Annotated in this window: 10 protein-coding genes; 5 read left to right on the top strand and 5 right to left on the bottom strand. The window is 70.3% G+C overall.

The features are described from left to right. The 4 genes from BQ8420_RS29975 to BQ8420_RS29960 form a co-directional block, all read left to right on the top strand. On the top strand, nt 1-1064 hold a 1064-nt coding region (locus tag BQ8420_RS29975; protein ID WP_235006568.1), incomplete at its 5' end, for an iron ABC transporter permease. A gap of 29 nt (nt 1065-1093) precedes the next feature. Then, on the top strand, nt 1094-1876 hold the full coding sequence (locus tag BQ8420_RS29970) for an ABC transporter ATP-binding protein (RefSeq protein WP_087103690.1): 783 nt from the start codon (nt 1094-1096) through the stop codon (nt 1874-1876). A 20-nt stretch (nt 1877-1896) separates the two neighbouring features. Next, the gene (locus BQ8420_RS29965; RefSeq protein WP_235006567.1) at nt 1897-2898 is read left to right on the top strand and encodes an ABC transporter substrate-binding protein; all 1002 of its coding nucleotides are present in this window, start codon (nt 1897-1899) and stop codon (nt 2896-2898) included. 108 nt (nt 2899-3006) lie between these two features. Next, nucleotides 3007-4326: a YjiH family protein gene (locus BQ8420_RS29960; protein WP_087103686.1), complete on the top strand. Its 1320-nt coding sequence runs from the start codon at nt 3007-3009 to the stop codon at nt 4324-4326. Between the two features lie 15 nt (nt 4327-4341). Here the strand turns inward: BQ8420_RS29960 and BQ8420_RS29955 are convergent, their stop codons facing one another. Then, the gene (locus BQ8420_RS29955) at nt 4342-5088 is read right to left on the bottom strand and encodes a MerR family transcriptional regulator (RefSeq protein ID WP_087103684.1); all 747 of its coding nucleotides are present in this window, start codon (nt 5086-5088) and stop codon (nt 4342-4344) included. Between the two features lie 166 nt (nt 5089-5254). Here BQ8420_RS29955 and BQ8420_RS29950 point away from each other — a divergent pair, with 166 nt between their 5' ends. Then, nucleotides 5255-7192, top strand: a complete 1938-nt coding sequence (locus BQ8420_RS29950) for a S9 family peptidase (protein WP_087103682.1) — start codon at nt 5255-5257, stop codon at nt 7190-7192. A gap of 49 nt (nt 7193-7241) precedes the next feature. Here BQ8420_RS29950 and BQ8420_RS29945 read toward each other — a convergent pair whose 3' ends face one another. From BQ8420_RS29945 to BQ8420_RS29930, 4 genes are read right to left on the bottom strand one after another with little or no spacing between them, the layout of a single operon-like run. Beyond that, complete coding sequence (locus BQ8420_RS29945) at nt 7242-8258, bottom strand: pyridoxal-phosphate dependent enzyme (RefSeq protein WP_087103692.1); 1017 nt, start codon at nt 8256-8258, stop codon at nt 7242-7244. Continuing rightward, nucleotides 8216-9190 carry a GHMP kinase gene (locus BQ8420_RS29940; RefSeq protein ID WP_087103680.1) on the bottom strand — a complete coding sequence of 325 codons (975 nt, stop codon included), beginning with the start codon at nt 9188-9190 and terminating at the stop codon, nt 8216-8218. The genes BQ8420_RS29945 and BQ8420_RS29940 overlap by 43 nt, the downstream gene beginning before the upstream one ends. Continuing rightward, nucleotides 9187-9978, bottom strand: a complete 792-nt coding sequence (locus BQ8420_RS29935) for a Rossmann-like domain-containing protein (RefSeq protein ID WP_087103678.1) — start codon at nt 9976-9978, stop codon at nt 9187-9189. The genes BQ8420_RS29940 and BQ8420_RS29935 overlap by 4 nt, the downstream gene beginning before the upstream one ends. Further along, nucleotides 9975-10763 (bottom strand): methyltransferase, encoded by a 789-nt coding sequence (locus tag BQ8420_RS29930; protein WP_235006566.1) that lies wholly within the window; start codon nt 10761-10763, stop codon nt 9975-9977. The genes BQ8420_RS29935 and BQ8420_RS29930 overlap by 4 nt, the downstream gene beginning before the upstream one ends. Nucleotides 10764-10838 lie beyond the last annotated feature (75 nt).

Genomic DNA, 10838 nt, shown 5'->3' with positions numbered 1-10838 from the left:
CTCCCCCGACGCGGGCCCGCTTCCTGACCACCCCCGCCGGAACCGCGACCACCGCACTGGTGCTCGCGGTGCTCCTGGCCGGCTCCGCGCTCCTGGCCATCGGCCTGGGCTCGGCCGTCGTCCCACCCGCCGAGACGGCCCGCTACCTGTGGGCGGCCCTGACCGGCGGCACCATCTCCGCCGACGACGTCACCCGCTACCAGGTCGTCTGGCAGATCCGCACACCCCGCGTCCTGCTCGCCGCCGTGGTCGGCGCCGGATTGGGCGCCGTCGGTGTGGCCGTGCAGGCGATGGTGCGCAACGCCCTGGCCGACCCCTACATCCTCGGCGTCTCCTCCGGCGCCTCCGTGGGCGCGGTGCTGGTCGGCGCGCTCGGCGGACTCTCCCTGCTGGGTGTCTACGCCGTCTCCGCCGGGGCGTTCGTCGGCGCTCTGGCCGCCACCCTGCTCGTGTACGCCATCGCGCACAGCCGCTCGGGGGTCACCCCGCTGCGTCTGGTCCTGACCGGGGTGGCGCTGTCCTTCGGTTTCCAGGCGATCATGAGCGTGATCGTCTACCTCGCCCCCAGCAACGAGGCCACCAGCACCGTCCTGTTCTGGACCATGGGCGGCTTCGGCGCCGCCACCTGGGGCTCGCTGCCGGTGGTGGCCGCCACCGTGCTGATCGGTGTGGTGCTGCTGCGCGGTCTGGCCCGGCCGCTCGACGTCATGGCACTGGGCGACGAAACCGCCGCGAGCCTGGGCGTGGACGCCCATCGCCTGCGCCGGTGGCTGTTCGTCCTCACCGCCGTGATGACCGGGGCGATGGTCGCGGTCAGCGGTGCCATCGGGTTCGTCGGGCTGGTGGTCCCGCACATCGTGCGCATCCTCGTGGGCGCCGACCACCGCCGGGTGTTGACCGTCGCCCCGCTCGCGGGGGCGGTCCTCATGGTGTGGGTCGACCTGGCCTCCCGGACGGTGGTCGCCCCGCGCGAACTCCCTCTCGGCGTGATCACCGCGCTCATCGGAGTTCCGGTCTTCCTCGTCCTGATGCGCCGCCGCGGCTACCTGTTCGGAGGGCGCTGATGGAGACGACGGGAACGGAGACGACGCCGATGGACCTGCGACTCGACGGCCTCTCGGTCGATCTGGGCGGGCGAAGGATCCTGCGCGCCCTGACCCTGGACGTGCCCGCCGGTCAGGTGGTGGGGCTGGTCGGACCCAACGGGTCGGGCAAGTCCACCGCGCTGCGCTGCGTCTATCGGGCCCTGGCGCCCTCCACCGGCCGAGTCCTGGTGGGCGAGGACGACCTCACCGCGATGGGGTTGCGCGACGCCGCCCGGCACGTGGCCGCCCTGACCCAGGACAGCGGCAGCGACCTCGACTTCACCGTCGAGGAACTCGTGGCGCTGGGACGAGCCCCGCACCTGCGCGGAAACCAGCCGCTCAGCGCCCGCGAACGCGAGCTGTGCCGCCGCTCCATGGAACGTATGGAGGTCGACCACCTGGCGGGACGCGGGGTGCTGGAGCTGTCCGGGGGTGAACGCCAGCGCGTGTTGGTCGCCCGAGCCCTGGTCCAGGAACCCCGGGTCCTGGTGCTGGACGAACCCACCAACCACCTGGACGTGAGACACCAGCTCGACCTGCTCGCCCTGCTGCGCGAGGTGGGCGTGACCGTGCTGGTGGTCCTGCACGACCTCAACCTGGCCGCCGCGGCCTGCGACGTCGTCGGGGTGCTCGGCGAGGGCTCCCTGGTGGCGGCCGGGCCGCCCGAAAAGGTCCTGACCGAACACACCCTGCGCGAGGTCTTCGGTGTGGAGGCCACCGTCGTGGCCCACCCGCTGACCGGCGACACCCAACTGCTGTACCGGCTCCCCTCTCAGAAAGGCCCCCGATGAACCCGACACAGAGGTCACCGATGCACCGTGGAAGGCGCGCCGCCCTCCTGCCCGTGGCCGCGACCACGGTCCTGCTCGCCGGCTGCGGCGCTCAGGTCGAGGAACCCTCCCAGGCCGCGGTGGACACCACCACCGTCCAACGCTGCGGTGAGGAGATCGAGTACCGCACCCCCGAGCGGGTGGTGGCCTACGAGGCGGGCAGCGCCGACAAGCTGTTCGCGCTCGGCCTGGCCGACCACGTGCGCGGATACGTGATGCCGCCGGCCAATCCGCCGGTGGAGGAGTCCCCGTGGGCCGACGACTACGCGAGCGTGGAGTTCCTCGGCGACGACCTGCTCAACCGGGAGCTGGTCGTGGACGCCGAGGCCGACATGGTCGTGGCCGGGTGGAACTCCGGTTTCAGCGACGAGCGCGGCATCACCCCGGAGATCCTGGACGGGCTCGGCATCCAGAGCTTCATGCACACCGAGTCCTGCTTCAACTACCCCGGCCATCCCGAGCGGGTGACGCCCTTCGAGGGGCTGTACACCGACCTGGAGCGGATGGGCGAGATCTTCGGGGTGCCCGAACGCGCCGAGGAGCTGGTGACCGACTATCGGTCGCGGGTGGAATCGGTGGTCGAACAGGCGCCCGAAGGTGCGGCGGTGCCGGTGTTCCTGTACGACTCGGGCACCGACCAGCCCTTCACCGCGGGCAACCAGGTTCCGCCCGACGACATCATCTCCCATGCCGGCGGCGAGAACATCTTCGGTGACCTGGAGGAACGCTGGACCCAGGTGGGCTGGGAGTCCGTGGTGGAGGCCGAGCCCGAGGTGATCGTCATCCTCGACTACGGCGACCAGCCCGCCGAGGACAAGATCGACTTCCTCACCTCCTCCCCCACCATGGCCGAGGTTCCGGCGGTGGTGGAGGAGAACTTCTTCGTCCTGGACTACAACGAGGGCATCTCGGGGCCGCGCAACATCGACGGTCTGGAGAAGTTCGCCGAGTACCTGCGCGAGTTCGACCAGAACCGAGGCTGATGTCCGAAACCTCGGACGGTTCCTGGCGTTGACCCCTGTGTGGGCCGGGTCACCTCCTGATTCACTGCCGTGATTCGTTGGTTCGGCGGTGGATCAGGAGGAACACGGGTGAGCGAGCAACGAACCGGCCAGAGGACCCCCGGGATCTGGCGTCTGGTGGTCTACAGCGCCATCGGCGTCCTGATGTTCTTCGTGCCGTTGACCATCGGCGGGGAGAACGCCATCCCGCTGGACCACCTGGTCCGGCTCATCCAGGCCGGACTCGGACCGACGCTTCCCTACGTCATCCTGTTGCTCATCGCCGCCGGGACCGTGTTCCCCTTCGTCACCGGTGAGTGGCGGAGCACCCGCGTCAAACTGGTGTTCGCGCTGCTCAACATCGTCGGGCTGGTCACCGCGTCCATGGTGGTCTTCGATCTGGGTCCGGCCTGGCTGCTGGACGAGGACCTGGCGCCGTTCCTGTTCGACGCGGTGGCCGTCAACGTGGGTCTGCTCGTTCCGGTGGGCGCGGTCTTCCTCGCCATGCTGGTGGGCTACGGGCTGATGGAGTTCGTCGGGGTGCTGCTCCAGCGGGTGATGCGACCGGTGTGGCGGGTGCCGGGCAGGTCCGCGGTGGACGCGGCGGCCTCGTTCGTGGGCAGTTATTCACTAGGTCTGCTCATCACCGACCGCGTGTACCGGTCGGGGCGTTACACCGGCCGGGAGGCCGCGATCATCGCGGTCGGGTTCTCCACGGTGTCGGTGACGTTCATGGTGGTCATCGCCAACACGCTCGACCTGATGGGCATCTGGCTGACCTACTTCTTCCTGACGTTCTTCGTCACCTACGCCACCACCGCGATCCAGGTCCGCGTTCCCCCGCTGAGCGGTGTCCCCGACCAGTACTACCCGGAAGCGACCCCACAGCCGGAGGAGGACGAGAGCGGCCGGCGCGTGCACCGGGCCTGGGAGGAGGCGAAGTCGGCCCTGCGCGCGGCTCCCTCTCTGCCGCGCAACATCAGCGCCAACTTCATGGACGGCCTACGGATGTCCATGTCGATCCTGCCGTCGATCATGTCGGTGGGCACGATCGGCCTCGCCCTGGCCCGGCACACCCCCGTCTTCGACCTGCTCTCGTACGTGTTCGTGCCCTTCACCTGGGTGGTGGGGAGTTCCGACCCGCAGCTGACCGCCAAGGCACTGTCGGTGGGTATCGCCGAGGTGTTCCTGCCCGCCACCGTGGCCGCCGGTTCCGATGACCTGGTGCTGCGCCTGACGGTGGGCGTGGTGTCGGTGTCCTCCATCGTGTTCTTCTCCGCCCTGGTCCCCTGTGTGCTGGCCACGAAGGTCCCGCTGTCGGTGGGCAGGCTCGTGGTGATCTGGTTCCAGCGGGTGATCCTGGGCATCCTCATCACCGGCCCCCTCGCCTATCTTCTGGTCGGACTGTGACCTCCGGTCACGCGCTCAGAGGTCATCGTTGCCCGTCCCTTCCGGCGAGGGGTCGTCCACCAGAAGGCGATGGGCCCGGCGCAGCACCTCGATCTGCGCCGGGTTGTACAGGTCCGCCAGGGCTCGGGTGATGATCTCCATGGCGTCCCGTTCCCGGCCCAGGGCGAAGGGCCCCGGGTCCTCCGCCGAGGGATACTCCTCACGGATGGAGCGGAGTACCGGCGCGAGGTGCTCGGCGACCGCCCGCACGGTGTCCTCATCGGCCTCCGCGGACAGAGTGTTGAACTCGGCGTCCACTTCCTGATGCCGGGCGGACATCTCCCGCATGTCCTGAACGAACTCCTCGACGAACAGCTGCGAGGAGACCATGATCATCGCCCGGTCCGCGTCGGTGAGGTGCGACGCGACCGCCTCGAACCCCGGGGGAACGTCCGCCGACGCGTGGTGGCGCAGCAGGTCGGCGAGCTCGGCGCGGATGGCCTGCCTGCGCTCGATGGACGCGGCCAGCTCGGCGTCGAGTGCGCGGACGGTGTCGACGAACCCGTCCTCCGAGCCGTCCATCGAGGCGATCCGCGCCAGCGACATCCCGAGGTTCCGCAGCCGCCGGATCTGCAACAGCCGCACGAGGTGGCCGGTGCCATAGCGCTTGTAGCCGTTCAGGGCGCGCTCGGGCTCCTCCAGCAGGTCGATGGCGTGGTAATGCCGGATGGTCTTGATGGTCGTGCCCGCCAGTTCGGCGAGCTCACGGGTGCTCCAGGACATCAGGGGAGGGAGTTCGGGCTCGGCATGGCCCCATTCTCCGCACCGGGCCCCGGAACGGCAAAGGCGGGGCGGTTCCCCAGCGCGGTCGCGCTCCCCGGGCTTGACCATGCCCTTGGGGCATCGTTTGGGATGTCGGTGTCGACGACCACACCGAAGGAGCACGCCCATGACCACCGCGGATCACCATCCCCGGCCCCGCCCTCGACGCGTCGAGGTCGAGGAGCTCTTCTCCGATCCGGCCTTCGCCGGCCCGACGATCTCGCCGGACGGAACGCGGATGGCCTACCTCGCACCGGCGCACGGACGGCGCAACGTCTGGGTGCGCGGAATCGACGAGGACCACGACCAGGCCCTCTGCGTCACCCACGACGACCGGCGGGGTGTCACGACGTACCACTGGTCCGACGACTCGCGCCGGCTGTTGTACCTACAGGACACCGACGGCAACGAGGACTGGCACCTGTACCGGGTGGACCTGAAGAACCCGGACACGCCGGCCGTCGACCTCACCCCGTTGCCTCCCGGGTCCCGGGTGTTCGCGGTCGAGTCCTTCCCCGCACGTCCGGGGAGCGTGCTCGTGACGATGAACAAGCGTCCGATGGCCCTCGACCTGTTCCGGATCGACGTGGCCACGGGCGAGACGACCCCGCACCACGAGCAGTCCGAGCCCACGCAGCGCGTGCTGCTGGACCACGAGGGCGAACCGGCGTTCTCCTCCCGGCTCACGGAGGACGGCACGATCGAGTTCGCGGCCATCGACCCGGTGTCGGGAGAGCACCGGCTACTGAAGCGCATGGGCGGGGCCGAGTATCCGTTGGGCGTCCATCCACAGCTGGTGACCCCGGACGGCACGGGACTGGTCATCGGCGCCTACCTCGACTCCGACGACCTGCGGCTGGTGCGCATCGACCGTGAGACCGGTGCGACGAGCGTCATCGCCGAGCAGGAGGGTCGAAGCCTGGACACCATGGGCGGCTTGGCCCCGGGTGTGCTGCCTCCGACGGTGTTCACCCGTCGCGGCACCGGCGAGGTCCTCGCCGCCCGGTTCGTGGGACCGCGCCCGAGCATCGAGGTGCTCGACGACGGGTTCGCCGAGATCCACGCGCGGCTGTCGGCCCTGTCCGACGGTGTCCTCGGCACGTTGTCCTCGGACGACTCGGGGCAGCGGTGGATCGCCACCTTCCTCCATGACCGGGACCCGGGCGTCGCCTGGTTCTACGACCACGCCACCGGTCGGAGCCGTCGCCTGTTCCGGCCCTTCCCGCACCTGGACCCGGCGGACCTCGCGTCCATGGACGCGGTCGAGTTCACCGCGCGCGACGGGCTGCCGCTGCACGGGTTCCTCACCCTTCCCGTGGGCCTGGCCCCGAAGGCGCTGCCGTTGGTGCTGGACGTGCACGGTGGTCCATGGACGCACGACGTCTGGGGATACAACCCGCAGGCACAGTTCCTGGCCAACCGCGGCTACGCGGTGTTGCAGGTCAACTTCCGGGGCTCCACCGGGTACGGGAGGCGGCACACCGTCGCCGGGATCGGTGAGCTCACCGGTGCGATGCAGGACGACCTGCTCGACGCCGTCTCGTGGGCGATCGACCAGGGATACGCCGACCCGAATCGGATCGGCATCATGGGCGCGTCCTACGGTGGCTACGCGACACTGGTCGGTGTCACCGCCACCCCGGACCGCTTCGCCGCGGCCGTCGACATCGTCGGAATCGCCGACCTGGCGAGCTTCTTGCGCGACCTGCCACCGTTCAGCCGCCCGCACCTGACGAACAACTGGTTCACGTACGTGGGCGATCCCGACGACCCCGCCCAGGCCGCCGACATATCGGCGCGCTCGCCGATGGCACGGGTCGACAGGATCACCACACCGCTCTTGGTCGCCCACGGCGCCAACGATGTCCGCGTCATGCGTTCCGAATCCGACGGCATCGTCGACTCACTGCGCGAGCGCGGGGTTCCCGTCGAGTACCTCCTCGCCGAGGACGAGGGGCACGGTTTCGCCAACCCCGAGAACACGATCCGGCTCCAGCGAGCCATCGAGCGGCACTTCGCCGAACACCTCGGGTACGCGGGCCGGCCCGACGCCGCCGACAGGTGACCGGCTCGGGCCCCGAAGGGAGCGAACACCTCCCCGGGGCCCGACCTGCTCAACCCTCCCGGTGCACCGCCTGTTCGGGGGCCGGGCGGCGGTCCCAGTCCATCCGGCACCAGGGCGGTTTCAGCCCGGCCGGGTCGTCGATCTCCCGGGGGGAGAGATCAGCGACCGGGCGGGCCTCCTCGTGGCGGGCGAACACCGAGTCCACGTACCGGTGCCCGGTGTCGGCGGACACGAACACCACCCGTCTTCGTCCCGTGCGCGCCTCCCACCGGGCCACCAGGTAGGCGGCTCCGGTCGAGAGCCCCGCGAAGATCGCGTGCCGGCGCAGCAGGTCCACACTCCCCGCCAGTGCCGCGTCGAACCCGGTCCAGTGCAGGGTGTCGTACAGGGTGTGGTCGACGTTGCCGAACGGGATGGAGCTGCCGATGCCGGCGATGATGATCTGCGGGTCGGTGACGTGGTCGCTGGCGAAGGTGACACTGCCGAACGGTTGCACCCCCACCAGTGGGGTGGCGGGGTCGCCCTCGCGCAGGTAGCGGGCGAGCGCCCCCGTGGAGGCCCCCGAACCCACCCCGCCGACCAGGGTCAGGGGCTCCTCTCCCACGTCCTTGCGGATCTGTTCGGCCACCGCCCGGTACCCCAGCCCGTGGATGACGTCGTGGTACTGGCGCATCCAGTGGTATTCGGGGTGCTCTCGCAGCACCTCCCGTACCCGCTGGACCCTGCGGTTCTGGTCCAGGCCCAGGTCGTCGGAGGGCGGCATCTGTTCCAGGGTCGCGCCGAGCACGGCCAGTTGCAGGCGCAAGGGATGGTCGATGGTGGTGGATCCGATGATGTGACAACGCAGCCCGTAGCGGTGGGCGGCCAGCGCCAACCCGTAGGCGTAGATGCCGCTGGAGCTGTCCATGAGGGTGTCGCCCGGACGGACGACCCCGCTCTCCAACAGGTGGCGCACCGCCGCTAGGGCGGAGGCCACCTTCATCGACTCGAAGCGCAGGCAGGCCAGGCCGCCGCCCAGGTCGATCAGATCAGGTCGGGCGATGGCTTCGGAAACATGGTGGTCCAAGATCGCTCCCCGGTGCTGAGGGTTCTCGTGGAGGTGGAGAAGACGCGGGTGGGTGTGAGCCCCTCCCAGCCGAGCCGGTCGATGGCCGCGTCGATGCGGGCACGCAGTTCGGGGCCGGGTTCGGCGGCGTCGAAGAGGAGTCCGGCGACGTTGCCGCTGTGCGCCACCTGGATGCCGAGCGCCCCGCAGGCACGGGCGGTCTCCCGCAGGACACCGAGTTCGGCCTTGGGCAGCACCCGTTGGTTGAGGATGGCGCTCTCGGTGCACACCCGACCGACCCCGGCGGGGTCGTGTTCGTTGATCGCGGTGCGCAGCGCGGCACGCAGCCTCTCGTAGACGGCGATGTCCCCCGGTCGTGCGGTACCCCGCAGGGCGAGGGTGTCGACGGGTTGACCGGAACCGGTCAGGCAGCCCACCACGGCCAGTTCGGGCAGCGACGCGCCCAACTCCTCCAGGACCCGGCCGCGACGCTGCGCGAACAGCAGCGGCCGTTCCCCGAACATGACCGGGTCGCTGGCACCCTCGGCGGCCACCGCCACCCGCGCCACGATCGACGGTGCGAGCTCCACCCCGAGCCCGTCGGCGACCGCGCGCACGGCGGCGGTCACGTCGCTGGTGGACGAGCCCATGCCGAGGCCGGGTTCGGCCCCTCCCCGCACGCTCAGGTAGCCCCCGACCGGGGCGACGTCGCCCCGGCGGACGCACTCGGCGACGGCCAGTTCGGCGGCGCGGGCCGCCTTGGCCCGATCGGGCGGGTCCACCACCACGCGCCGTGGGGCGCGGGTGGAGAACGGGGTGAACACCGCGCGGGTGGCGGGTTCGGCCATGGGCAGGGTGACCAGGCCACGGGTGGGTTCGCCCCGCCCGTCCAGGAAGATCCCCTGGAGTATCTCGCCGTGGTGGCAGGTGGCCTGTCCGGTTCCGAGGGTCACTCCTCGGCCTCCTCGCGATATCGGTAGAGAGTGGTCGGTTCTGCGCTGAACTGGGAGAACGGGAAGGGTTCGGCGGACACCGCGGTGACGCCGGAGCCGAGGAAGGCGCGGGCGACGGCGCTGCCGCTCTGGGCGTAGACCACGAAGGGGAGGTCGCGTTCGCGGCAGCGTTCCAGGATGTGGTCGAAGCTGCCGTTGCCCAGGGTCATGCCGGTGGCGACGACGGCGTCCGCCTTGGCCAGGACGTCCTCCATGTCGGTGTGGACCTCGTCGCCCCATTGGGTGCGGCGCAGGTTGAGGTCGCAGGGCAGGCATTGGCCGCCGCGTTCGCGGATGGCGGCGACGAGCGGATTGACGACGCCGATGAGGGCGACGCGTCTGTTCTCGGGGTCGGGCAGCAGGCCGGCGATGGCGCGGTCGCGGGCCACGGCGCGTTCTTCGGGGGTGCCGTACGGGAGGGTGACGGCTTCGGCGCGCGGGTCCTCGCGGTGGGGCGTGGCCTGGCCGAGGTAGGCGTCCAGGGCGGCCAGGCGGATGGGTGCGGGCCCTTGGAGGAGGTCGGTGAGGGGGCGGCCGGACAGGTCGGCGCAGATCGCCGGGTCGAGTTCGCCGGCCTCGAACGCGCACGCGCCGAAGGCCCGGCCGATCCGGACCAGGACGTACTGGTTGAGGTAGGTGACGTCGCCGCCGGCCAGGCGGGTGCCGTGGTGGACCCAGAAGACGCTGGTGGCGACGGGCAGGTCGGGGGTGGCCAGGACGGATTGTCTGAGCGCTTCGAGGTCTCTCATCGGCCGGCCTCCACGTTCGGGCCGGGTTCCGAGGTCGTGGCGGCTTCGGTGGCCGAGTCGGTTCCGGAGGCCGCGGCGGCTTCGGAGATCGTTTCGGGATCCCGGGTCAGACGGAACAGGTAGGTGAGGACCCCGTCGTTCCAGTCGTGCAGGTGGTGGATGTTCGCGGTGAAGCCGACGGTGGTGGCGTGGCCGATGATGTGGCGCAGGTCGGCGGTGTTGGAGGCGACGAAGTACACCGCACCGTCGGGTGCGAGGAGGTCGCGTTCGGCGAGTTGGGTGAAGAAGGCGTCGGTGACGGGGGTGCCCGCGCACACGTTGCGCACGATGTCGGGGTCCTCGCTCACCGGACGGCTGACGGCGGGCGGGTTGAAGGTGACCGTGTCCAGACGTGTGCCGTCGGGTAGACCCGCGAAGAGGTCGCTGACCTGGGGCAGGAACTCGGTGCCCCCATCGTTGCCGACGATCCGGTGGTATCCGGTCTCGGTGGCGGCGACGCTGGCGGGGTGGACGTCCAGCGCGTGCACGCGGGCGGCGCCGCGCAGGCCCGCCACGATCGCCTCCACGCCGAGCCCGACGCCCATCGCCGCGTAGACGCGTCCTCGCACGTCGATGTCGTCGTCGAGGACGCGTTGGTGGATCATCCGGCTGGTGGCGCCGGGGATGAAGACGCCCGGGGGGACGTCGAACTCCCAGCCGTTCCAGGTGTAGGCGCGGTGGGTGTGCAGGTCTGCCTTGGGTTTGTTGAGCGCGATGATCTGCTCGGCGGGCAGTGGTGGGGGCAACTGATCCTGTCTCTTATTCTCATCTGACGCTGCCGACGAATAGAGAGGTGTAGATCTCGGTGGTCGCCGTATCAT

The sequence above is a fragment of the Nocardiopsis sp. JB363 genome (assembly GCF_900143625.1).
Lineage (GTDB): Bacteria > Actinomycetota > Actinomycetes > Streptosporangiales > Streptosporangiaceae > Nocardiopsis.
This window is presented reverse-complemented; position numbering and strand designations above follow the sequence as displayed.

Excerpts from the sequence above, each read along its gene's own strand:
- BQ8420_RS29970 (WP_087103690.1), top strand. The coding sequence starts at position 1,094 with ATGGACCTGCGACTCGACGGCCTCTCGGTCGATCTGGGCGGGCGAAGG.
- BQ8420_RS29965 (WP_235006567.1), top strand. The coding sequence starts at position 1,897 with ATGCACCGTGGAAGGCGCGCCGCCCTCCTGCCCGTGGCCGCGACCACG.
- BQ8420_RS29955 (WP_087103684.1), bottom strand. The coding sequence starts at position 5,088 with ATGTCCTGGAGCACCCGTGAGCTCGCCGAACTGGCGGGCACGACCATC.
- BQ8420_RS29950 (WP_087103682.1), top strand. The coding sequence starts at position 5,255 with ATGACCACCGCGGATCACCATCCCCGGCCCCGCCCTCGACGCGTCGAG.
- BQ8420_RS29935 (WP_087103678.1), bottom strand. The coding sequence starts at position 9,978 with ATGAGAGACCTCGAAGCGCTCAGACAATCCGTCCTGGCCACCCCCGAC.